Source organism: Faecalibacterium sp. IP-1-18 (assembly GCF_023347355.1).
GTDB lineage: Bacteria > Bacillota > Clostridia > Oscillospirales > Ruminococcaceae > Faecalibacterium > Faecalibacterium prausnitzii.
This window is the reverse complement of record NZ_CP094472.1, coordinates 2,342,867-2,366,747: the sequence shown is the minus strand read 5'-3', so window position 1 is coordinate 2,366,747 and position 23,881 is coordinate 2,342,867. Positions and strand designations below refer to the sequence as shown.

24 protein-coding genes are annotated in these 23,881 nt (G+C 50.6%); 23 read left to right on the top strand and 1 reads right to left on the bottom strand.

Annotated features, from left to right (window positions below; all coding sequences use genetic code 11):
- Positions 1 to 9 precede the first annotated feature (9 nt).
- Positions 10 to 957, bottom strand: a complete 948-nt coding sequence (locus tag MTP43_RS11290; protein WP_055186448.1) for an ABC transporter permease — start codon at positions 955 to 957, stop codon at positions 10 to 12.
- Positions 958 to 1,360: 403 nt separating this feature from the next.
- Between MTP43_RS11290 and MTP43_RS11285 the strand changes: the two genes are divergently transcribed.
- The 23 genes from MTP43_RS11285 (at position 1,361) to MTP43_RS11175 (ending at position 23,841) form a co-directional block, all read left to right on the top strand.
- Positions 1,361 to 2,350: a LacI family DNA-binding transcriptional regulator gene (locus MTP43_RS11285; RefSeq protein ID WP_055186449.1), complete on the top strand. Its 990-nt coding sequence runs from the start codon at positions 1,361 to 1,363 to the stop codon at positions 2,348 to 2,350.
- Positions 2,347 to 3,045 carry a hypothetical protein gene (locus MTP43_RS11280; RefSeq protein ID WP_055186450.1) on the top strand — a complete coding sequence of 233 codons (699 nt, stop codon included), beginning with the start codon at positions 2,347 to 2,349 and terminating at the stop codon, positions 3,043 to 3,045. Before MTP43_RS11285 ends, MTP43_RS11280 begins: the two co-directional genes overlap by 4 nt.
- Positions 3,042 to 3,632, top strand: a complete 591-nt coding sequence (locus MTP43_RS11275) for a hypothetical protein (protein ID WP_112121390.1) — start codon at positions 3,042 to 3,044, stop codon at positions 3,630 to 3,632. Before MTP43_RS11280 ends, MTP43_RS11275 begins: the two co-directional genes overlap by 4 nt.
- 12 nt (positions 3,633 to 3,644) lie before the next feature.
- Positions 3,645 to 4,421, top strand: coding sequence for a hypothetical protein (locus tag MTP43_RS11270; RefSeq protein ID WP_112121391.1), 777 nt, complete (start codon positions 3,645 to 3,647; stop codon positions 4,419 to 4,421).
- 14 nt (positions 4,422 to 4,435) lie between these two features.
- A complete protein-coding gene (locus tag MTP43_RS11265) occupies positions 4,436 to 5,368 on the top strand; it encodes a carbohydrate kinase family protein (protein WP_112121392.1) in 933 nt (310 codons plus the stop codon).
- Between the two features lie 3 nt (positions 5,369 to 5,371).
- Complete coding sequence (locus tag MTP43_RS11260; protein ID WP_112121393.1) at positions 5,372 to 7,201, top strand: amylosucrase; 1,830 nt, start codon at positions 5,372 to 5,374, stop codon at positions 7,199 to 7,201.
- A gap of 603 nt (positions 7,202 to 7,804) precedes the next feature.
- Positions 7,805 to 8,227: a hypothetical protein gene (locus MTP43_RS11255; protein ID WP_181573308.1), complete on the top strand. Its 423-nt coding sequence runs from the start codon at positions 7,805 to 7,807 to the stop codon at positions 8,225 to 8,227.
- Positions 8,228 to 8,442: 215 nt separating this feature from the next.
- Positions 8,443 to 9,786: a plasmid recombination protein gene (locus MTP43_RS11250; RefSeq protein ID WP_249235194.1), complete on the top strand. Its 1,344-nt coding sequence runs from the start codon at positions 8,443 to 8,445 to the stop codon at positions 9,784 to 9,786.
- A 76-nt stretch (positions 9,787 to 9,862) separates the two neighbouring features.
- On the top strand, positions 9,863 to 11,155 hold the full coding sequence (locus tag MTP43_RS11245) for a virulence-associated E family protein (protein WP_242983601.1): 1,293 nt from the start codon (positions 9,863 to 9,865) through the stop codon (positions 11,153 to 11,155).
- Positions 11,156 to 11,367: 212 nt separating this feature from the next.
- Positions 11,368 to 11,655, top strand: coding sequence for an excisionase (locus MTP43_RS11240; RefSeq protein ID WP_112121395.1), 288 nt, complete (start codon positions 11,368 to 11,370; stop codon positions 11,653 to 11,655).
- Between the two features lie 111 nt (positions 11,656 to 11,766).
- On the top strand, positions 11,767 to 13,029 hold the full coding sequence (locus MTP43_RS11235; RefSeq protein WP_112121396.1) for a tyrosine-type recombinase/integrase: 1,263 nt from the start codon (positions 11,767 to 11,769) through the stop codon (positions 13,027 to 13,029).
- A 462-nt stretch (positions 13,030 to 13,491) separates the two neighbouring features.
- Entirely contained in the window at positions 13,492 to 13,758 is a 267-nt protein-coding gene (locus tag MTP43_RS11230) for a DUF6462 family protein (RefSeq protein ID WP_005920631.1), read from the top strand.
- Positions 13,755 to 13,982 (top strand): excisionase, encoded by a 228-nt coding sequence (locus tag MTP43_RS11225; RefSeq protein ID WP_005920629.1) that lies wholly within the window; start codon positions 13,755 to 13,757, stop codon positions 13,980 to 13,982. The genes MTP43_RS11230 and MTP43_RS11225 overlap by 4 nt, the downstream gene beginning before the upstream one ends.
- 8 nt (positions 13,983 to 13,990) lie before the next feature.
- Entirely contained in the window at positions 13,991 to 14,374 is a 384-nt protein-coding gene (locus tag MTP43_RS11220) for a TnpV protein (protein ID WP_005920627.1), read from the top strand.
- Positions 14,375 to 14,591: 217 nt separating this feature from the next.
- Positions 14,592 to 14,960 (top strand): TerY-C metal binding domain-containing protein, encoded by a 369-nt coding sequence (locus MTP43_RS11215; RefSeq protein WP_112121397.1) that lies wholly within the window; start codon positions 14,592 to 14,594, stop codon positions 14,958 to 14,960.
- 6 nt (positions 14,961 to 14,966) lie between these two features.
- Complete coding sequence (locus MTP43_RS11210; RefSeq protein WP_005920622.1) at positions 14,967 to 15,476, top strand: hypothetical protein; 510 nt, start codon at positions 14,967 to 14,969, stop codon at positions 15,474 to 15,476.
- 22 nt (positions 15,477 to 15,498) lie between these two features.
- Positions 15,499 to 16,821 carry a protein kinase domain-containing protein gene (locus tag MTP43_RS11205; RefSeq protein WP_005920620.1) on the top strand — a complete coding sequence of 441 codons (1,323 nt, stop codon included), beginning with the start codon at positions 15,499 to 15,501 and terminating at the stop codon, positions 16,819 to 16,821.
- A gap of 19 nt (positions 16,822 to 16,840) precedes the next feature.
- Positions 16,841 to 17,626, top strand: a complete 786-nt coding sequence (locus tag MTP43_RS11200) for a vWA domain-containing protein (protein WP_044959561.1) — start codon at positions 16,841 to 16,843, stop codon at positions 17,624 to 17,626.
- A 28-nt stretch (positions 17,627 to 17,654) separates the two neighbouring features.
- Positions 17,655 to 18,884, top strand: a complete 1,230-nt coding sequence (locus MTP43_RS11195; RefSeq protein WP_005920616.1) for a PP2C family serine/threonine-protein phosphatase — start codon at positions 17,655 to 17,657, stop codon at positions 18,882 to 18,884.
- 63 nt (positions 18,885 to 18,947) lie between these two features.
- Positions 18,948 to 19,883: a hypothetical protein gene (locus tag MTP43_RS11190; protein WP_005920615.1), complete on the top strand. Its 936-nt coding sequence runs from the start codon at positions 18,948 to 18,950 to the stop codon at positions 19,881 to 19,883.
- 15 nt (positions 19,884 to 19,898) lie between these two features.
- Entirely contained in the window at positions 19,899 to 21,908 is a 2,010-nt protein-coding gene (locus MTP43_RS11185) for a MotA/TolQ/ExbB proton channel family protein (RefSeq protein WP_005920613.1), read from the top strand.
- Positions 21,905 to 22,645, top strand: a complete 741-nt coding sequence (locus MTP43_RS11180) for an OmpA/MotB family protein (protein ID WP_005920611.1) — start codon at positions 21,905 to 21,907, stop codon at positions 22,643 to 22,645. Before MTP43_RS11185 ends, MTP43_RS11180 begins: the two co-directional genes overlap by 4 nt.
- A complete protein-coding gene (locus MTP43_RS11175; protein ID WP_005920609.1) occupies positions 22,642 to 23,841 on the top strand; it encodes a hypothetical protein in 1,200 nt (399 codons plus the stop codon). The genes MTP43_RS11180 and MTP43_RS11175 overlap by 4 nt, the downstream gene beginning before the upstream one ends.
- Positions 23,842 to 23,881 lie beyond the last annotated feature (40 nt).

The window sequence follows — 23,881 nt, the reverse complement described above, 5'->3', positions numbered from 1 at the left end:
TCGCCCCCTTTACACAAAGCTGACGTCTGCCGCCTTTTTGGCGATGCGGTTGACGATGATGAGCAGGATGATGTTGACCACCGTGTTGAACAGACCCACAGCGGTGGAATAGCTGTACTTGGCGTTGATGATGCCCTGTTCATAGACGTACACGGCAATGATGTCGCTGGTGGCCTTGTTCAGTTCGGTCTGCAGCAGCAGCACCTTTTCAAAGCCCACGTTCATCAGGTTGCCTACACTCATAATGAGCTGCAGCACGATCATGGGTACCAGTTCCGGGATATCAATGTTCAGGATACGCTGGAACATGGACGCGCCATCGATCTTAGCGGCTTCGTACAGGCTGGTATCCACAGCAGCCAGACAAGCCATATAAATGATGGTACCCCATCCGGCTTCCTGCCAGATGCCGGATGCCACATAGATGGTGCGGAAGGCGGCGCTCTCCGAGAGGAAGTCCACGCTGGTGCCCAGGATCAGGTTCAGCAGACCACCCGAGGGGCTGAGGAAAATCTTGATCATACCACAGATGACCATGGTGGAGATGAAGTGGGGTGCATACAGCACCGTCTGCACCACCCGCTTGAACTTTGCAAAGCGCAGCTGGTTGATGCACAGGGACAGGATGATGGGGATGGGGAAACTCCACAGCAGGCTGTACAGGCTCAGCAGCACGGTATTCTTGATCATGCGCACACAGTTGGGTGCGGTGAAGAACCGTTCAAACCAGTACAGGCCGACCCACTCGCTGCCGGTGATGCCCCGGCTTGCCTTGAAGTCCCGGAAGGCGATCTGGATGCCGTACATGGGCCAGTACTTATAAACGATGGTCAGCACCACCGGGATCAGCAGCATCACATAGAGCTGCCAGTTTTCCCGCAGCCGTTGGCTGAGGCTTTTGCGGTGGACCGGGATAGCGTCCAGCTGACGTGCAGCAGCTGGCGAGGTCTGCGTCATAAAAACTCCTCCTTCTTGTTTTTACGCTGCCCACAGGCCCGTGGGCGGGGTTCCCTGCCGTTCGGGGAGCGTTTTTTGTCGTTTCCCGTGAAACGTTACACGGCTTGCAACACAAAGATAACACGCCAGCGTTTTTGTGTCAACAGGATTTTACGCAAAAAATGCCTTGTATCCATGTTTTCAACGTTTTGCACACTTGCGGTAGGATGTTTTTGTGCAAAATGCATCATCGTGCGTTCGTGAAACGGTTCATGAAATTTCACGAAAAAAGTCTTTACATTCTGGAAAAACCATGCTATACTGAAGTTGCAAGAACCTCAGAGTTAGCAGGAATACAGCAAGATTTCCTTTGATATATATCCACTTGAAATAGAAACGTTTCACGAACAAAGGAGTGGCCCGCATGGCAAAACAGAACACCGCCCCTACTATGAAGGATGTGGCCAAGGAGGCAGGGGTCTCTCTGGGCACTGTATCCAAGGTCATCAACGGCATCCCAGTGGGTGACGAGTACCGTAAAAAGGTAGAACAGGCCATCAAGACGCTGGACTACCACATCAACGCCTACGCCAAGGGGCTGAAGAACAACCGCACCTACACCGTGGCGGTCATCCTGCCCAATCTGCTCAACCCTTTCTTTAGTATGGTGGCACACTACATCAACCGGGCGCTGGTGAACCGCGGCTATCGGATGCTGCTGTGCGATACGGAATACGACTACACCAAGGAGCAGGAAATGGTGCAGATGGTGGCGCAGAACAAGGTGGATGGCATCATTGCCCTGACCTACAACCCCGACCTGAAGATTCCCCCGGATGTGCGGTCGGTGTCCATCGACCGCTATCTCAGTGGCAGCACCACCTGCGTGGCCTCTGATAACTACAACGGCGGGCGCTTGGCGGCCCAGAAGCTGGTGGAAAACGGCTGCAAAAATCTGGCATTCCTGCGCATCGGCTCCCCGCTGACCAGCGAGACCAACAAACGCCGGGACGGTTTTGTGGCAGAGTGTGAAGCCATGCAGCTGCCCTGCACCCAAAAGATCCTGATGGATGACGCGCCGCTCAGTGAGTTCGAGCACTTTCTAGAAGAGAACTTGAAGGACGGACGGCTGGCCTTTGACGGCATCTTTTGCGTCACCGACAAGCTGGCGGTCGCCGTCATCAAGATGCTGCGCCGGATGGGGCAGCGCGTACCGGAGGATGTGCAGGTCATCGGCTACGACGGTCTGCGCGCCTTTGGAGATCAGGACTACTACTGCTCCACCATCATCCAGCCGGTAGAAGCCATGGCAGAGACCTGCGTGGATCTGGTGCTGCAGGACTCCCACGCTAACACTCCCTCCCTGTTGTGTCTGCCGGTGCGCTACGCCTACGGCGGCACCACCAAGGCATGACCGCCCCGGAAAAAGGCCGGTGGTACTGGTTCAAAAATTGGCTGCATTACCACTGGCTCTACCTTATTATTGCGGCTGTGGCGCTTTGGGTCGGCATCAGCTGGCTGGGCAACGCCCTGCACTGGGGCGAAACCCTGCCGGACTATCAGATCGCCTATGTGGGCAAAAGTGCTCTGCCGGAGGATACAGCCCACGCCATCGAAGCCGCTTTTGCGCAGTATGGCGAAGATCTGAACGGCGACGGAATCGTTTCGGTCAAGCTCAACCAGTATGTCAGCGACACTGAGGACGTGGAAAACGCTTCTACTTACGCGCTTGCCGCACAGATGCAGTTTTTGGCGGATATGAACGCCGAGGAAAGCTATTTTCTGCTGCTGGATGACCCGGCGCATTTTCAGCTGGACTATCAGGCACTTGCCAACTGGGACGGCACTCCGCCGGGCGACAACGACTATACCGCCGCCGGAAAGACCGTGCCTTGGGCAGACTGCCCGGTGCTGGCCGGATACGACCTTGGAACGTATCAGACCACCGTGTTGGGAACCACCGTTACTGGCAGCAGCGCAGAACTGGTAAACGGATTATTTTTAGGCCGCAGGGCCTTTTATGAAGAGCCCAAGAACGAAAAAGCCGCCCTTGCCCGGGAAGGAGCACAGCGGCTGTGGGAGATTCTGACGGAAGGAGCAACTCCATGAAACGGAACTGGTTGTGTGTTGTAGCACTTGCGCTGGCGGCAGTTCTCTGTACTGGCTGCGGTGTGAAGGATGAAAATTTGAAAAGTGATCCGCTGGTAAATGCGGATGGGACGGCTCCGGTAGGCAAAACGCTGGTTGCCCCTGCCCCGCCGGAGGACTTCACCTTGCTGGACAACAAGGATATCCTTGCCGCCAACGGCCTGTACTATGCTTCTTGGGTCAACGGAGAACCCCAGCCCTATGAAAACAGCGAGGGTAAGACAGTCGATCTCTATGATGCCCAGCTGACGCTGGTGGTACAGGAAAACAAGACCGAAGAAAAGGCAGCTTCCGCTGTTTCCGGCTGGCAGGAGCTGGCACAGCAGAACTACGATATTTCTGACACACAGACCCTGACTGCCGCCGGGCAGGAGTACACTGTCATTCAGTTTGCCTATCAGGACAAGAGCAACCCCTATGCCTTTGGCGTTGCCGCCTTTGGACAGAAGGGCACCAGTGCCATAGAGTGGGAGCTTTCCTGTCAGGAGAGCTACACCGGCGATGCACTGGCTGTACTGACCGAATTTCTGAACGGCTGCACCTATTAAGGAGGCGTAGAAATGGGCTTATTCTTTCCGAGTGACCCGGTCATCCATGGTCAACGCGCCACTGGTCTGCCCCGGTATCAGGAGCTGCTGGAACGAGACTGGAAAAGCTTTCTCTTTGCGGATTTTGTCACCTTGGGTCTGTGCATCCCCTATGGGCTGGGGGTGGGGTACGCCCTGCTTTCTTCCAGTCTGCTGGTGCTGATCCCGGTCTGCGTGGTGGGCGGACTGCTGGTGGGGCCGGCCATTTCCTGCATGATGGACGCGCTGTTCCGCAGCTACCGGGATGCGCCCCGGGGCTGGTGGGAAAACTACTGCAAGGGCATGAAACAAAACTGGAAAGCATCCCTTCTGCCCGGTGTGGTGTTCAGCCTGGCACTTGGCATCGAGCTGTTTTTCGGCATGGTGCTGTTCTCCGGGGAGCGTCTGCCCGGTATCGGAACCATGGCTGTTTTTCTGGCCGGGCTGCTGATTCTGTTCATGCTGTTTACTGCGTTCTGGCCGCAGGTGGTATTGTTTGAAGAAAGCAACCTTCACCGCCTGCAAAATGCCGTGCTATTCTGCCTGAAATACGGCAAGCACGTTCTGGGTGCAGCCGTACTTCAGCTGGTATGGTGGCTGCTGTTTGTGTTGTTTTTGCCGTGGACGGGCTTTCTTGTGCCTTTCCTCGGTGTGTGGTTTATCTGGTTCGTCTGCTTCTTTTTGCTGTACAACGATTTCAATGCCGCCTATGGCATTGAAGAAAAGATCAGCCAGCAGTTCCCGGAGCAGACACCCCACTATGATGAATGATAAGGAGAGCAACCATGGACATTTTAACGATTGGCGAAGTTTTGATCGACCTGACCCAGACCGGCAAGGATGAAAAGGGCATTCCTCAGTTTGCCGCAAACCCCGGCGGTGCCCCGGCAAATCTGGCTGTGGCTGCCGCCCGGCTGGGCGCACAGACCGCCTTTATCGGCAAGGTGGGTGCGGATGCCTTTGGCCGCTACCTGAAAGAGGTTCTGGAAGAGAACAAGGTGGACGTTTCCGGCATGGCTGTGGATGCAGACCACCCCACCACCATGGCTGTTGTTTCGGTGGATGCCACCGGTGAGCGGGATTTCAGCTTCTACCGCAGTGCCAACGCTGACGTGATGCTGTGCAAAGAGGATATTTCGGACGAGGCTCTGAAAGCTGCCAAAATCGTCCACTTCGGTTCTGTCAGCCTGACCGCTGACCCCTCCCGTACCGCTACGCTGGACGCTGCCGCCCGTGCCAAAAAACTGGGGGCTACCATCACCTATGACCCCAATTACCGTGCCAACCTCTGGAAGAACAAAGAGGATGCCATTGCCCAGATGAAGGCTCCCCTGCCGCTGGTGGATATTCTGAAAGTGTCTGATGAAGAGCTGCCCCTGCTCACCGGCACCACCGACTGCGAAAGCGGCACGGCACAACTGGCACAGAACGGCATCCGGCTGATTTTTGTCACCTTGGGTGCAAACGGCGTATTCTACCGCTTTGGGGACAAGACCGGCCATGTGGCTGGCGTCCCCTGCAAGGTGGGCGACACCAACGGCGCAGGCGATACCTTCTTTGGGGCTGCTCTGTCCAAGCTCTGCAAGGAGGATTTGAACACCCTGACCGTGGACAAGCTGGAAGGCATTCTGGCCTTTGCCAACAAGGCTGCCAGCATCACCACCAGCCGTCACGGTGCCATCCCCGCCATGCCCACCCTTGCAGAAGTGGAGGGCTGAACCATGGCAACAAAACAGGAATTTGAGTCCCGGTTTGCCAAGCACAAGGACGAACTGGAATGGCTGTTCATGGAACTGTACCACAACCGGGAAGGGCTGGAAGTTCTGGAGCGGGAGATGGCAGAAGCCTACAACGCCCGCAGTGCCGAGCTGAAAGCACTGGACAAGGCGCGCTCTGCCGACCCGGAGTGGTACAAGCGGGGCAATATGTTCGGCATGACCATGTACACCGACCTCTTTGCCGGAAATTTGAAAGAACTGGCAAAGAAACTGCCCTACCTCAAGGAGCAGAAGCTGACCTATCTGCACCTGATGCCCCTGCTGCAGATGCCCCATCCCCACAACGATGGCGGCTATGCAGTGGAGGATTTCGATTCCGTAGACCCTGCCCTTGGCACCAACAAGGATCTGGAAAACCTGACCCGTGAACTGCGGAAAGCCGGCATCAGCCTGTGTCTGGATTTTGTCATGAACCACACCGCCAGCACCCACCGCTGGGCCATGGCGGCAAAGGCGGGCGACCCGTGGTTTCAGGCCTATTACCATCTCTATGACGACCGCACCATCCCCGACCAGTACGAGCAGACCGTGCCGCAGGTGTTCCCCAACACCGCACCCGGCAACTTTACATGGTGCGAAGAAATGCACAAGTGGGTGCTGACCACCTTCCACGACTACCAGTGGGACCTGAACTACGCCAACCCGGCGGTGTTCGTGGACATGACCAAGAGCATTCTGCACCTTGCAAACCTTGGCGTAGAGGTGTTCCGCATTGACGCCGTGCCCTACATCTGGAAGCAGCTGGGCACCACCTGCCGCAATCTGCCGCAGGTGCACACCATCGTGCGGATGCTCCGCATGGTGCTGGAATGCGTCTGCCCGGCGGTCATCCTCAAGGGCGAGGTAGTCATGGCTCCCAAGGAGCTTGCCGCCTATTTCGGCACCCCGGAAAAGCCGGAATGCCACATGCTCTACAACGTGTCCACCATGGTCAACCTGTGGGGTGCCCTTGCCAGCCGGGATACCCGGCTGCTGAAGGCGCAGCTGGATGCCCTGCACGCCCTGCCGGACAACTGCTGGTTCGTGAACTATCTGCGCTGCCACGATGACATCGGCTGGGGTCTGGACGAGGCGGTGGAAAAACGGCTGAGCATCGACCCGCAGAAGCATAAAGAATATCTCTACCACTTCTACGAGGGCAATTTCCCCGGTAGCTGGGCAAAGGGCGAGCTGTACAACTACGACCCCGCCACCGGCGATGCCCGGAGCTGCGGCACCACCGCCAGCCTGTGCGGTATCGAACAGGCACTGGAAAAGGACGATAAGACCGCACTGGACTACGCCGTGAAGCGTGATCTTCTGCTGCACACTGCCATGGCGTTTTTGCAGGGTTTCCCCATGCTGAACTGCGGGGATGAAATTGCACAGCTCAATGGCTGGGACTACAAAAACGACCCTGACCGTGTGGAGGACAGCCGCAACCTGCACCGCAGCAAATTCAACTGGGAAGATGCCAAGCAGCGCACCCGAAAGGGCACACTGCAAAACCAGCTGTGGCAGGGCATGGAGCAGCTGCGCCAAATGCGGGCAGACCCCTGCTTTGCCCCGGATGCGTGGGTGACCACATGGGACAGCCACAACCCCGGTGTGCTGGCGCTGGTGCGCAAGCGCGGCGAGGAAACGCTGGTGGGACTGTTCAACTTTACCGAGTACCCGGCGGGGGCAAGTCTGGACGCTCTGGGTGGCGAGTACCACACCCCGGAAGGCACTTCCGTCTGGCTGGCGGATGTGGAGCTGGAACCGTATCAGTCACTGCTGGTAAAAAACAAATAAGTAAAACGAGCCATCCGGCTCTCTCTTTTCGCCAAAGTTTTCAGAGCATTTTCTCGCAATCTGCCGAAAATGGCGTGTTCTCAAAAGTTCGCGTTTGCGAAGCGTAGCGCAGCAATGAAAGCCCCAGTGGGGCTTTTAAGCGACAGAACGGTCTTGCGTAGCAAGATGGAGGGGCCTTGCCCCGACAAGTTCACGTTGACACACTGCGATTTTTGTGGTAGTCTATCCCAACAATTTAATATAACATATTTACTTAGAGTTCCAGCTCGGCTCCCGAAGGAGTCGGAGCAAATTTTTGACTTTCTTATCGCTACATAGCAAACCCGAACCAAGGCCATCCCAGAAGGGATGGTCAGGTTCAGGTTGTTGTGTGGCGATTTTTTATTGCCAAATCCAGCACCGCACCTTGAAAACCGCATGACCGTCTGCATGGGATACCCGGCGATGACCCTGAGAAGGAGAGCCGGAAAACGCCGCCGGAAGGGGGCAGGAAAGCCATGCAGGGAGAACGGCTAAACGTTGATTCCTCAGTTACCAGAAAACAATGTGGTCAAATTGACCACATTGTTTTTCTGTAACGCCAGTGAAAGGAGGGTCATCTCCATGTATATGACAAACGAAGAATGGAAGCAGAACAATCAGGATTATTTGAAAGAATCGTATGAGGAAACGGGCTTTACCGCCGGAGGATACGCCGTCCACAAACTTATCTGCGGCGGCTGCGGTCGGGTGTTCTACACCACCATCTACACCAAGAAATACTGTCACAGCTACTGGTGCGGCAATCAGGCCAACAATCTGCGGCAGCGGGAATACCGCCAAATGCGCCGTCAGGATTTGGTCTGCCAGTGCTGCGGTGAAAAATTCACGCCCAAACGTGCAGATGCCCGATATTGCAGCAACTCCTGCCGACAAAAAGTCTATCGAAAACGTGTTACAGATGCTGCAAGTACTCAAAATGAGCACATCGTTTTTCGTACCGTCTCAAGGTCTGTTGAAAATCAGGTGCCGCCACCCGGCACTTGATTTTACCCGTAACAGAATCAGTTGGTCATTTTGGCCAACTGAAAAAGCCGGACGAGCTGTCCGTTCAGGACAGTTTGCCCGGAGCAAGAGTGCAGAGGTGCGGGTCGCCAGTGGCGACCTCAAAAGGCCGCAGGTATTTTGAAGCACCGACCGAGCCGACAGGCGAGACCGCAGCTCTTTGAAGGGAGTCAAGGGGGAACGCCTTGCCCAGTGATATGATGCTGTGCGTCATATCCTACTGGGTATTATCTGGCGCAAAACGGCGGCAGATTCAGCAACTTCGCTGCTGCGTTCTCCCTGCCAAGATGTTGAAACGGAGGAATGCCTATCTGAAATTAACACGACACAACGGACGAGCCGGAACCCACGGCACTTACAACCCCAAACACAATGACCGCAGTTTCAACCTTGCCAACAGTGAGCACATCGACCCGGAACGAGCCAAAGGCAACATCTACTGGGACTGCTTTCACGGCTTCCGTTCGGCTCTCGACCCACAAGACCCGAATGATCTGGCTGCGACCTTCTCGGATGTGGAACGGCAGTTCTACGAGACCCACTACACGGCCTTTGTTGAAGGCCAAAACGAGCGTAACGCCAGAATCCGGCACACGGAGCGCAACCGCTCCATTCCCGACCTGCTGTCCAGCCGCAAGACCTGCCCGGAAGAGACCATCTATCAACTTGGAACGCTGGATGAACACGCTTCGGCAGAGGACTTGCTGAGCGTCGTCACAGAGTTCATCGAGAAGTTCGAAGCCAAGTATGGCGACCATGTTCATGTGCTGGACTGGGCACTGCATCTGGACGAAAGCACACCCCACATCCACGAGCGTCATGTGTTCGACTGCGAGAACAAGTACGGCGAGGTGGCACCCCAGCAGGAAAAGGCATTGGAAGCACTGGGCTTCGAGCTGCCCGCCCCGGACAAGCCCCTCAGCCGCTGCAACAACCGCAAGATCACCTTTGATGCCGCCTGCCGAAAGATGCTGTTTGAGATCGCCGAGCGGCATGGTCTGGAACTGGAGGAAGAAGCGGAATACGGCAACCGCAAATATCTGGAAAAGCAGGACTTCATCCTTGCCAAGCAGAAGGAGCAGCTTGCCGCCCATCAGAGCAAGCTGGACGAATTGACCCTCAAGGTCAACGACATGGAAACGCTGATCGATGAAGTTTCGGCAGCAGCCTACGACAAGGCGGTGGAGGTCGTGACCGACGTGGTACGCACCGAGACCCGCAAGGAAGATATGCGGATGATCGAGGACACGAAGAGGTGGGTGTTATCGCCAGAGAGAAAAGCTCCCAAAGCTACTAGGGAATATGCCTCCCATCGTTTGGACGATGCGCTGAACAAGTTCCTCAAGACCATGCAGACCACCGCCGCACGTCTGCAGGAGAAGCTGCTGAAGCCGGAAGTCCGACAGAAGGGCAAGGAGCAGGTCAAGGAGAAAGCACGGGATTCCGTTCTGCACCTGTTGAGCCGCTTGCAGACGGAACAGGCGCAGCGGAAGCCATCTGCGCCGCCTACCGCCGAAAAGTCAGAAAAATGTTTTCAATAATAGTACGAGGTGATGTTTATTGAGCAAAGAAGTCAACGAAGAACGCGCTCCCCGAACCATTACCGATGTGAAGGAAATGCTGTCCAAGCACTCCAACGGCGAAATCCAGCGGACGATCCAGAACTGCATCACGATTTTGCAGAACGACCATGTGCTGGCCGATGCCATTCGACTGAACCTGTTGAGCGAGCGCATCGACATCGTAAAGCCTGTGGGCTGGCCCCGCTCCGGCAAGACGCTGAACGACACCGATATGAAGTATATCCTGCGGCGAATGGAGAAGTACGGCATTTTCAGCGAAAAGAAGATTGAATCCGCCATCCGCATCATTGCCAACGAGAATCGCTACCACCCCATCCGGGATTACCTGAACGGCCTGCAATGGGACGGCACGGCACGGATAGCCCACGTCCTGCACCATTTTCTCGGTGCTGCGGAGGACGAGTACACTTGCGAAGCTATGAAAATCTTTCTGCTGGGAGCCATCAAGCGGGTATTTCAGCCGGGATGCAAATTTGAGACCATGCTCTGTCTGGTGGGCGGTCAGGGTGCGGGGAAGTCCAGCTTTTTCCGGCTGCTGGCGGTCAAGGACGAGTGGTTCTCAGATGACCTGCGTCGGCTGGACGACGACAACGTGTACCGCAAGCTGCAAGGTCACTGGATCATTGAAATGTCGGAGATGATTGCCACCGCCAATGCCAAAAGCATCGAGGAAATCAAGAGCTTTCTCAGCAAGCAGAAGGAGACCTATAAAGTCCCCTACGAAACACATCCTGCCGACCGTCTGCGCCAGTGTGTTTTTGCTGGCACGACCAACCGGCAGGATTTTTTGCCCCGTGACCGCACGGGCAACCGCCGCTTCATCCCCATCCCGGTGGATGCGGAACTGGCCGAAGTTCACATTCTGGACAATGAGGAGGAATCTCGCACCTATATCGACCAGCTCTGGGCAGAAGCCATGACGATTTACAACAGCGGTAATTACAAGCTGGCGTTCAGCCCCGCCATGCAGGAAACCCTGCAAGTCCATCAGCAGGACTTCATGCAGGAGGATGCGCAGGCTGGCATGATCTACGCCTTTCTGGAGGACTACACGGGTGACCGGGTGTGTTCCAAGCAGCTTTACGCAGAAGCACTGGGCAACACCAATATCCCGGCAGAGTGGGAGACCCGCGCCATCTGCGAGATCATGAACACGGGAATTTCGCGCGGCGATATCCAAGGCTGGCAGGCTCACAAAACCGCCAAGCGTTACCCGAAGTACGGCGTTCAGAAAGGCTGGGAGCGCGTAACCAGCCCCGAAACCGGGGCTGAAGATTTCTCCGAAATAACGGATGCAGAAGCTAAGCAGCTGGGCTTTCCCTTCTGATGGACAGCGGTTACACGGTCGGTTACAGGTTTGGTTACGCTGCAGTTACATCGCAAAAACCGCATGATTGCTGCGTTTTCCTCTTTCTGTAACCATGTAACCTTAAAAAGATAAGAAAAAGTATAAAGCCCACCGGATGCCCTGTGTGCAGAAAAAGAGAGCTTTCCTGCCCGGTTACAGGCGTTCGGTTACAAGGAATTGGAGGTCTGCCTATGAAGGAAGTTCGCGTTTGCGAAGCAATGAAGTCCCCGGTGGGGACTTTAAGCGATGGAACGGTCTTGCATCAGCAAGATGGAGGGACCAAGTCCCGACAAGTTCCGATTTGGGAAAAGAGCAATTTAACGCTGGAGGAAGCTGCGGCTTATTCCGGCATTGGCATCAACAAGCTGCGTTCATTATCGGATAAGGAGCATTGTCAGTTCGTGCTGTGGGTGGGTTCCAAGCGGCTCATCAAGCGGCGCAAGCTGGATGAATACACGGAGCGAATGTACTCGCTTTGAAAATGTCCCGGATATTTTTCAAAACGTCTTGCAGAGAATGGCGTATCTGTGGTACTATGAACACAGAACAACGCTCTTTTCTGTACCGCAATGTAGAAAGGAGCAACGCTCATGGCAACAAATCGGAATACGAAACGCAAGGACAAGGCGCGTGTGGTTCTCCGCAAGGGCGAATCCCAGCGCAAAGATGGCAAGTACGATTTCCGTTGGACTTCCCCGGATGGCAAGCGACATTCTATTTATGCCGCGACCTTGGAGGAACTTCGGGAAAAGGAAAACGACATTCAGCGAGATTCGCTGGAAGGCATCAAGGCAGAAGCACGGTACGTCACCCTGAATGATGTGTTCACCCTGTGGGCAAAGGTGAAGCGTGGTCTGAAGGACAACACCTTTCAGAATTATCTGTACCTTTATCGGCAGTTCGTGGAGCCGGATTTCGGCAAATCGAAGGTGTCTGCGCTCAAGAAGTCGGACGTTAAGCAGTTCTACAACACGCTGGCAGACGAGCGGGGCTTGCAGATCTCTACGATTGACAGTGTACACACGGTTCTGCATCAGGTGCTGGACATGGCGGTGGATGACTGCTATCTGCGGAGCAATCCCTCAGACAACGTTCTGCGGGAGCTGAAAAAGGCACACCAGTTTGAAACCAACCGCCGTAAGGCATTGACCGTAGCAGAGCAGAATCTGCTGCTGTCCTACCTCTCCAAAACGCCGAAGTATCAGCACTGGTATCCAATTTTCGCGGTCATGCTGGGAACTGGTTTGCGCGTAGGAGAAGCCACTGGTCTGCGCTGGTGTGATGTGGATTTTGAGGAAGGCACGATCTCCGTCAATCACACGCTGGTCAACTACGACCACCGTGAGAACAACGGCGGCAAGAAGGGCTGCTACTTCAACTGCCACTCGCCCAAAACAAAGGCTGGTGTCCGCACTGTTCCGATGATGGACTTCGTGAAAGAAGCCTTTGAAAAGGAACGTGCCTATCAGGAAGAAGCAGAGATCCATTGCACGGTAACGGTGGACGGTTACACGGACTTTATCTTTGTCAACCGCTTTGGTGAGTGCCAGCATCAGGGAACGCTGAACAAGGCCATCCGGCGCATCATCCGGGACTGCAACGATGAAGTGCTTGCGAAGAATCCGAACAGCACCGTACTCCTGCCGCGTTTCAGCTGCCATACCCTGCGGCATACCTTCACGACCCGGATGTGCGAAGCGGGCGTGAACATCAAGGTGATTCAGGATGCGCTGGGACATTCTGATATTTCCACAACCTTGAACATCTATGCAGATGTGACCAAGGAATTGCGTAAGTCTGAATTTGAAAATCTTGACCGTCAGTTCGCACAGTGGAAAGACCCTGAAGAATAAAATAAAGCATACGCCAAATACGCCATACGCCATTTACGCCAATTCATACGCCAAACGATACAGTTCGGATAAAGGCTTGTGTAGAGATGTAAATGGAATGGCAAAATTCAACCCTTGTGGTGTAGAGTAGTATCAAGAAATAAAGGCTTATAACCGTTCGTCGATGACATCCCCACGATGAAGCCCATCGACCAGTGAACCACAAGAAAATCAACATAGAAACGAAAGATTGTACTTCTGATTTTCTTACAAAAGCTGTGTCATTCCCGTTTTGACATCAATTTGACAGCAAAATCCTGAAGAATCACGTCCCGTTATGAAGCGTGACGGATTTCAGACAAAACGCACAAGGCTTGAACAAAGCTGTAAGAGCACTTCTTGGAATCATCCGAGAGGTGCTCTTTTTGTTTGCTCCTGCGGCCAACTTCTGTCAGACAGTCACAAAAAACGGAGGATAAGATTATGAAAAACGACTATAAGACCATCAAACCCATGAAAGGAATCCCTGACCAGCTTCGCAAGCTGCGCCGCCAGTTCCTGCGTTACCAGCAGGCAGAGATCGTATACAGCCTTTCTCACAAGAAGCTGCTGGAGCTTGCCAGCGATGCCGGGGCAATCTACCGCTTCGACAGCACGGTACTTATCAACCGGGAGATTTTTGATGCCTATTTGGAACGCTTCCATGAACCTGCAAGAAAAATTACCGTGGAGGAGGTCGAGGACGAATGAGCGGCAGCGTATGGATGTTCTCTGACCAGATCGACGATGAAGATATGGATTTCATGCGGCATGAGTTCGTGACTTATAGCATGGCAAGCGATTATTATGGACTGGGACTGAAACCTGTCACCCGGATGGCACATGAATGTGGGGCTATCTATAAGATTGGCCGGAAGATTCTGATTCGGAGAAGCATTTTTGAAGAGTACCTGCGCCAGCAGAGAAAGATTTGAGGTGTGCGATGGAAAAGTCGAACACTAGATTGCATGATGATAATAATGGGCTGGACTATGTGCTGGTCGGAGATTACTACTTCCCGGCTTTAATTCTGGCAGAGGATTCTCGTCCTGTTAGCTGCTGGGGTAGAATGTACAAACGGTATCTTAAAGAACATTGCCCTGCACGGTATCAGGCTCTCCTGCTGTCTGGCAGATTGAACAGCTATCTGACTGACATTGATGCACAGGCAGAGGGGCGGCTGGAGTTGCTTACCCAGCAAATGGCAGAAAGTGAGGGCGTGAACGAAGAACTGAAAGCTGTAAATCAAATGGAATGGGTGCAGAGGATGAACAGCATCCAGAACCGAGCGGAGGAAGTTATTAAGAACGAATTGATTTTTGTGTAATGCCTAAAGGGGAAGATGCTGAGTTATGCGGTGTTTTCCCCTTTTATGTTTATAAGTTATGATTGCAAATTGATACAGAAGCATAAATTTCAAAATATTTTGAATGTAAAATGGAATATATTTGCATTCTCATTGACGCACTATTGTAAAAGCATTATAATTGTTACATAAAATTCACACAAACTACGCCCTTACAATTGAGCAATAAGGAAAAGTTATGACGAATGACATCGAAGCAACCGTTGCCCTTTGCAAATGCGGAAAAACTCATAAAGTCTACGGCGTCCGCTTTGAAAAGGCAGGCAAGAAGCATTGGAAGTACACATGGGCATTTCCAATCAAAGAATCAACCGCAAAACACGAAGGTTACGATAAGACTTCAATTGTTGGTGTAATTGAGCCGACAAACGATTATCCGGGTTGTCCTTATTGTAAGGCTCAGTCATTCGTAATATGCAGCTGCGGAAGACTGAATTGCGATAATACTTCTGGTCTGGGCGGTCTTTTCACCTGTGAATGGTGCGGAACGACTGGTAAACTCGGTATTTATGATGGTTCTGGTTTTGACAGCAGCGGAGATCGGTAAAAGATTATGAGTATCTTCAACAAACCACAACAGAAACCCATGCCGACTTTTTCTACCAGTCAGACGGTTCTGCCTTCTGCTGCAATCTCCCGGATTGAAAGCGGCAGTCTGGCGGAATTAAACGTTCCCAACCTGATGCTTAAAAAAGGCGAAAAATGCTGCTTTGTAGACAAGAGCTATGAAATGGTTGAAACGACCACAACACGAAATATCCGGAAATCCGGCGGCACCAGTATGCCAAGCGTCTTTTTCAAAGGAGTACGGTATCACATGGGCAGCAGCGAATCTGTCCCTGTGACAGAGACCAAGGTGGATTACATACCGGGATACCTTTATATTACCAACAAACGTATTATTTTCACCTCACAGAAAGGCGGCTTAGAAAAGTCCATTGGTTCTCTTTCCGCATTCCATCCCTATTCCAACGCAATCGGGTTTCAATTTGGACAAAAGGTCATAAACTTTATTCTGCCTCGTGCGGATCTGGCAGTACAGACACTTCAAATTATGACGTAAATCATCGAAAGGGTATTGCAATATGGGAAATCTAAAAGTACATGATAAGCTGGATATTCAAGCTGGTGGACAGGTTGAGGTTCTGGATGAATTTGGTTCTGGTGGTCAGGGTACGGTCTACAAGGTATCGTACAACGGCAAAACCTATGCTCTGAAATGGTATCATCCGGGAGTTTTCAAGGGAAAGGAAAATGACTTCTATAAGAACCTCGAAAACAATATTAGCAATGGTGCGCCAACGGATGCTTTTCTCTGGCCAAAAGCCATTACCAAAGTTTATAACGACCAGTTTGGCTATCTGATGGATGTGCGCCCGTCTGGTTACGAAGAACTGACCAACTTTTTTGTGGGTGGCCGAAAGCAGAAACAGGCGCGTTTCAAAAGTTTCTACGCCCTCTGTACGGCAGCAATCAATATTATCGAAGCCTTCCGTGCTCTGCACAATAATGGATACAGTTATCAGGATATCAACAACGGCAACTTCTTTATCAATCCGGAAAATGGCGATGTGCTGATTTGCGATAATGATAATGTCAGTCCATTCGGAACCAATCTTGGCATTATGGGTAAGCAGCGCTGGATGGCTCCGGAAATTGTTATGGGTAAGAATGACCCGGACAAGAACAGCGACCGGTTCAGTCTGGCAGTGGTATTGTTCCGGCTGTTGTTTATCAATCACCCGTTGGAAGGCCGTTATAGTACACCTCCTTGTATGACAAAAGAATTAGAGCAGAAATATTATGGCAGTGCTCCAATTTTTGTCTATGACCCGACCACTTCGGAAAATCGTCCGATTCCGGGAACCGACCACAATCTGAAGCTGTTCTGGAACGTTTATCCAGACTATGTAAAAGATGCTTTTATCCGTGCATTCAGTCATGATGTGATGATGAAGCAAAAGCCACGCATTCTGGAAAAAGAGTGGATGGATATTTTTATCCGCCTGCGCACGGAAATTGGCCGCTGCCCATACTGCGGTCAGGAAACATTTTATACATTCAAGGGCAGCCACGATATTCCCTGCATGGAATGCGGCAAAAAGATTCCCATTACAAATGCTCTGCAAATCAAAAATCAGATTCTGCCTATCTTCCCCGGCTTGAAAATCAGTTTGTGGACAGTGGACAGCTCTCTGGAAGATATCCGCACACAGGTAGCCGAAGTAGTGAAGAATCCGAAAGATCCGAGACTACTTGGCCTCCGAAACCTCAGCCAGCGCACTTGGAGCGTAAATCTGCCAGATGGTTCTCAGCGTCCCCTGCCACCACAGCAAGTTGTACCCGTTCGCGCTGGATTTGAAATCCATTTCCTTGGTGGAACGAATGATTCTGGAATTATCAAGTAAAAGAGAAAGGTGAAGAAAAATGTCTCTGTTGGATAACGTAGCACCTGCCCCTCGAAAAGTCATGACGCTGTTTTATGTGGTCGATACCTCCGGCAGTATGTGCGGAAGCAAAATCGGCAGCGTCAACAGCGCAATGGAGGAAGCCATTACCAGTGATTTGCCGGAGATCAGCGCAGCAAACGATGATGCTGAAATCAAAGTGGCCATCATGCAGTTCAGCAGTGGTTGTTCGTGGATCACTCCGCAGAGTGGTCCTATTGCTATTGGAGATGTGATCTGGAACGATCTGAATGCAGGCGGCGTGACCGATTTGGGCGCAGCCTGTAAGGAACTGGATAAAAAACTCTCTCGCAATGAGTATTTGAACAGCCAGACAGGAGCGTATGCTCCGGTCATTCTGCTGTTCAGTGATGGCGGCCCCACGGACAACTGGGAAAAGGAATTAAAACAGCTGAAGCTGAACAACTGGTTCAAACACGCTATTAAAATTGCCATTGCCATCGGTGACGATGCAGATAAGACGGTTCTGGCCGAGTTTACCGGAACGATTGAGTCTGTCATTACGGTCAATGATAAGCACACGCTGAAAGCTCTGATTCGCAAGGTCAGTGTCCGCGCATCGGAGTTCCAGAGTCACAGCAAGCAATCCGGTGATACGACCTCCAGTGCCGAGGATGATAGTGCCAAAATTGCACAGGATGCCGTCAATGAGATTAAGCAGGATGCTTCTCAGAACAGCCCTGTTTCTGGTGGTGACTCTGGTGCCATTGATGTTTCACTGGATCAGGATTGGGGCAACTGGTAAAAGCTGATTCTCGGTGGGAGGTCAAATTATGGCTGAATATTACCAGTTCGCTCATTCTGTACAAGGCTATAACCATATTAAAGCAAACAAGGTTTGTCAGGATGCATCCGGTGAGTGCCACTTTGAAGATGTAAGCATTATTGCTGTGGCAGACGGTCACGGCAGCGATAACTATATTCGCACAGACCGTGGCAGTAAATTTGCGGTTTCTGCGGCTTTGACAGCTATCAAGGCCTTTGTACAGGAAGCGCGGGAAAATCATCTGTCCACTGTTCCTGATTCTGAAACCGAATTGATTCAGGTTTCCAAAAATATTCTTGCTCGGTGGTATACGCAGGTAGAAAATGATGTTGCCTGTGAACCATTCCAGCCGGAAGAACTGGCAAAAGTATCAGAGAAATATAAGCAACGGTACGCTTCCGGGCAATATAATGCCAAGGCTTATGGAACGACCCTGATTGCAGTCTGTATGACCAGCGAGGGTTGGTTTGGCATCCACATTGGAGATGGGAAATGTGTTGAACTTCTGGAAAATGGAACGCTTTGCGAGCCTATCCCATGGGATGAAGCTTGTGAACAGAATATTACCACCAGTATTTGTGACAGCGATGCAATTGAAGAATTTCGTTATGTAATTCAAAAGGATTTCCCTGCTGCAATTTTTATCGGAAGTGATGGCATTGATGACAGCTATTCCTCTGAGATGGAATTGCATGAACTGTATCGAAACATTTTCATTGTCTTTGCAGAACATAGTACAGAAGTTGGTAACAATGAAGTCCGTGACTACTTGCCAAAAATCACCAGACGGGGCAGCGGTGATGATGTTTCCATTGCAGGCATTATTCGCACGGATCTTTCTGAAGGTTCAGTTGCTAAAATTAGGCTGTGCGGCGAAGAAATCCGGCTGAAAGCCCAATTAGAAAAGGCAGAGCGCACCCATCGATCCGCCATCGAGAAGAGAAACTATATCGAAAACAACATGAAGCGAAACCGGACGGAACTTCAGAAACTGACGGAACGTCTGCTGGATGCTGAAGCTGGTCTAAAAGCATCGGAGGTCGCTCTTTATAAGGCGCAGGCTGAATGGAAGTCACTGCAAGCCAGACTGAACGCACTGGAACGCGATACCTTGGGGAATGTTGCAATACAGGCTGAGAATGTAGTTGTACCCGATTCCGATGCGAAAGACTTGATTTCCATTCAGGATGCGGCAAAATCGGAAGTAATGCAGGAAACTCAAGGGATTTCACATTGATTCGTCAAAAGGTCTTCGCCAGATGTGGCGTGGGCCTTTTTGTGTTGTGTGTGAGGAAAGATCATGACCGAATTTGGAAGATATCTGAAACAGTGTCCACCGGCACTCAAAGATAAAACCCGAACATTAAGTTTGCTAAAAGATGCTCTGAAGAATGACTTGCCGAAGTTTCGCGTATTGCAAGCAGCCTATGAACTTGGAATACTAGAAGCCATCCAACGCAGCAATCCGATTTCAACAGATGATAGGTTGAAAATCACGACAGGTCTTGTCAGCCAGTATGCCATGCTGGAAAACGCAGCTAAGAATGCTATTGATTATTGGCAAGACAGCGTTGATGCAGATATTCTTTATCGTGCACTTAATGATGCTGACGAGTGCAGAGAATCTCGCATAAATTCCGCTGAATCTACTGCACGACCTGCAATTCCGATAAAGCCACAACAGAATCCAGCTGAAAATCTGCTCAAGATCGAATCAATTTCGCAGGATTCTATTCGCATGGGCATTCGGCTTCAATGGGAAAAACAATCGGAAATCGAATGCTATGAAATCTGGCGGGCAAAAGAATCAGAGCAACCTGTCAAAATCAAGGAAGGTTCTTTCCCTATTCCACGGTATCAGGATTACGATGTGGAAGCTAACTGCTGCTATACTTATGCAATCCGGGGATTGAATGAATCTGGAAAAGATATTGCACATTCCGCAGATATTCAGCTGATTGCCCCAAGCAAGCCACCTGTATTTCAAATTCGAGAGTTGCAGTTTACCTTTTCTGGCCTCCAACTCAAATGGAGTATGCTTTTTGAAGCAGAAAAATATATTGTCCAGAAATACTCGGATGTCTATGGATGGACAACTCTTGCGGAGCTTCCTGTGGAGCAGACCATGTATCTGGATGCTGCCGCTCAGGGTGGAAAGACAATTAAATATAAAATCCGGTGTGTCTGTAAAAATGGCACCGCGATAGAAACCGCTGAAATTGAATTGAATTTATAAAGGAGCCAGACTACTATGAGTCTAAACCTGTTGGTGTCAATTATAATTTATGCACTCATGGCGTTTTTTGTTGGATGTGGATTCTACCATATTGTCAATCTATCAAAATATCAGAAAGACTTTGCATTAATAGGGAAAAGAATTAAAACCGATGCCCAGGCTGTTATTGATTTACAGGAGTATCTTGACGGAACGACTAGCGAGCAAAACAAATTATTTCAGTCTGATAAATTAAACGCCAAACTTGAAGAGTATCGAGCTGCGTATCAGCGAACAAAAAGCACTAGTTTTGCGGCTCCTTTTGTCGATATTACAGATTTCTTTAACGGGGAATTCTTAGACGAATTGGGACACACCGGATTCTGTGAATTGGTTCCCGGAACTATGACTGGCCTTGGAATTTTAGGAACCTTTGTTGGCTTAGTTCTCGGTGTTGGTGGATTTGACACATCCACTACAGATGCTGTTATGGTTAGTATCACCCACCTTCTTGGTGGCATGAGTACAGCTTTTTTGACAAGTATTGTTGGTGTGCTACTATCTCTTGCGTTTTCACATATCTATAAAAAGTACGTCGACAGCACAAATCAAAGCCTTGAAGATTTTGTAACTGCATTCCATGACAAGAATCTAGATGGCTCTTCCAGTAATGCCGAAAACCAGCTTTTGGGTTACCAACAGCAGCAGACCGAGTTGATGAAAAACTTTGCTACCGTCGTTTCGGAAGCTGTCAGCACCTCTATCGCTAATACCATGCGTACCGAGCTGGTTCCGATTTTCGATGAAATGAAGTCTACTGTTAAAGAGTTCAGCGAAATTGCAAGCCAGCAGCAGAAAGATGGCCTAAATCAGGTCGTGCAGGAATTTATTCGCTGCATGAACGAATCCCTGCGTGGGCAGTTTGATGAACTGGCCGCAACGATTCAGAAAACTTGCGAATGGCAGAAAGCGTCCACCGAGCAAATGCAAAAAATTGTGGATAGCATTTGCGATACATCGAACGAAATTGAAAAAGTCAATGCCGTTTCCCATCAGACCGTTGAAGAAATGAACGGTTTTGTCACGCTTCTGAAGGAGTATCAGGAAAAACTCCATTCTGAAGCAGAACTCATTCAGCAGCAGATTGCAAACAGCAATGAAATCAGCGAACGACAAGCCAATTATTTGGATAAATTGGTGGAAAGCGAAAGCCGTGTTGCTGATTTGGCAGACAACGTGAAAAAAGAAGCGGATGCTGCACAGCAGGCCGTTGATATGCTGTCGGACCATTGCAAAGACCAGATCAGTGGTATTGTGGATGCTGCCAAGCAAGATATGGACGCTCTGGCCGCATCTACAAAGGTTTTGACAGAGGCTAGCCATTCGCAGATGGAAACGCTGGCACAGACTGCTGAAAGCGAAATGCAGTTGCTGTCCAACACTGCCGCCCAACTGAGCGAAGAAAACCACAAACAGCTGATGGAACTGACGAAGGCATCCTCTGAGCAGATGTCCGTGATTTCTGAGGCTGCAAATAATGTGATGCAAAATAGCAAGCAGCAGATTGAGGAAGCAATCAAGGCAACACAGGCACAGTCGGATGCTTTGATGCAGGCTACCAATGACTTCTCCGACTTTGTACAACAAGAGCACAAAAAATTGGTGGAAGCTGTGGATAAAGAGGTGTCTGGTCTGTCCAATTTTGCAGGTCAGACTACAAGCGAAATTCAGTCTGCGACCGCTGGCATGGAGAACGCGGCAAAGCTGCTGGATAAGAATCTGGATGATGTACTTGATCGCACCTTTACGTCGTTCGACAGCAGCCTGACCGATATTTCGCAGCACCTGAGCGGCACCATTGCCGATGTGCGCGATACTACTGAGGCCCTGCCGCACGTTATCCGTGAATCTACGAAGCAGTATGAAGCGGTTCTCGCTAAACTGACCAGCCAGACTCAGAGTTATCTGGATGCAATGGAAAAGTTGACCGCACTGGTTGAGCAAAAGGCTCCTGCTGTGGCTAATGAAGAAGGGAATCGTCAATGAGACGCTATACCAAACGAAATAAAAACGGCGAAAAGCTGAATTTCTGGCTTTCCTACTCTGACATGATGGCGGCACTGCTGCTGGTCTTTATTCTGATCCTGTCCTGTACCCTGCTGGAAACCCGCGCAACCTATGAAGCGAAACAGGCCGAGCTGGAAGAAAAAGAACAGATTATTCTGAATCAGCAGTCGCAAATTGATACGATTGTGGGTGTTCGTGGAGATCTGATTGATGCCCTGAGCAAAGAGTTCTCTGGTAACGACCTTTCCGTCAAGGTGGATGCACAGTCTGGTGCAATCACTTTTGATTCAACGCTGCTCTTTGGCTACAACGATGATAAACTCCAGGATTCCGGCAAGACTTTTCTGGCAGAGTTTTTGCCGAAATACTTTTCTGTTCTGCTGGGCAAGGACTTTTCACCGTATGTCGCTGAAATTATCATTGAGGGACATACCGACACAGATGGCGGTTATATGTACAACCTTCAATTGTCGCAGAACCGTGCATTTGCCGTCGTGTCCTACTGTCTGGATGAAAATAACCATTTTCTTTCGGACAGCCAGTTGGAAGAGCTGCGCGTTTTGCTGACCGCAAATGGACGCTCGTGGAGTGCGCCTATTTATGCAGCGGACGGAACGGTTGATATGCAGGCATCCCGCCGTGTGGAAATCAAGTTCCGCTTAAAGGATGAGGAAATGATAAATCAGATTGCCGAAATGCTTGAGGAAACAAAATGAAAACAAGCTATAAGCCTTCTAAACTTCCGGCTATTGCTGCGCAGGTGCGGAAAGAACATCCTACAAGTTCTGAAATCAAGAATTATCAGCTTGATAATAGCTTCTTAGACGAAGTGCGCCAGTGGGCTAAACTACCCAAAGAAGATGTAGATGGAGAAGCCATTACCATTCCAATTCGCAAAGTGCGGCTGCTGGCAAATTATGTGCCAGCAAACTCTCTGCATCTTCCGCTTCTCAACCTGACAAGGATTTTATTTCTGCGCGCAAATGAAGAAATCGCACGGTCGCTCTTTATTCTCTGGCAGGATTATTTCACGAATCAAGATCTATGCTATCTCCTTTATCGTATCGTACAGGACAAGCCTGAACTGGTAAAGAAAATCGTTTCCAACACCAAACTGGAAAACACCACTATGATGCAGTGGTTTCCCAGTAAAAATATCCCCTATGCAGTCGGCAGAGAGTGTATGCGTTGGCAAAAATCTGACCGCATCCGTTTTTCTGACCGCCTGATGACGTTGGGAATCATGCCATCCACTCGGCTAGGACAGCTTTGTATTCAGGAATACCTTACTTTCTGTGATCGAACAGGCTATCTTGAAATTTCTGACCGGGATATGCTGCCTGCTTTGAAGAAGTATTCTCCGGATTCTATAAAGCTGTTCCTGAAGAATATCTTGACAGAACTGAAAGTTGAGGACTTTCAGAGATACTACCAGTGTGGCTCCTATCTTCGCAATATTTATACCAGCGATGCAGGAACGCTAAAGTATAAGAATTTCTTTTCCGGTTTCACGCCTGAGCAGGAACTCAAGTATCACCGCTGGCTGAATTATATTCTGATTCGAGAGAGCTTCTCCAAAAACAGCAATGATGAACGTCTGCAATTCTGGAGCCAATATGTTCCATATAGTACAGATGCTTATCGTGTATCTGCAAGCGAATGCCTTGTAATCGAATTTGAAATGTATAGCATTATTGAGTTTACTACGAAAACCATGGGGCCGTTATATATTTATCGCAAAGATATTTTTGAAAAATTTGTCAAGAAATATCTTAAACGCATGAATAATACGGAACTGCGGCACAGCTTGTACAATGAACTATTGCAGTACGCCACGGAAAGAATTATCCATCACGATAATTGGCAGTATAAGACCAGTCGTTATCTGATGGCGCACAGTATTATATCCTAAATATTTGATGATTGCTCTCAATTGTCTGTTGTTTTACAGG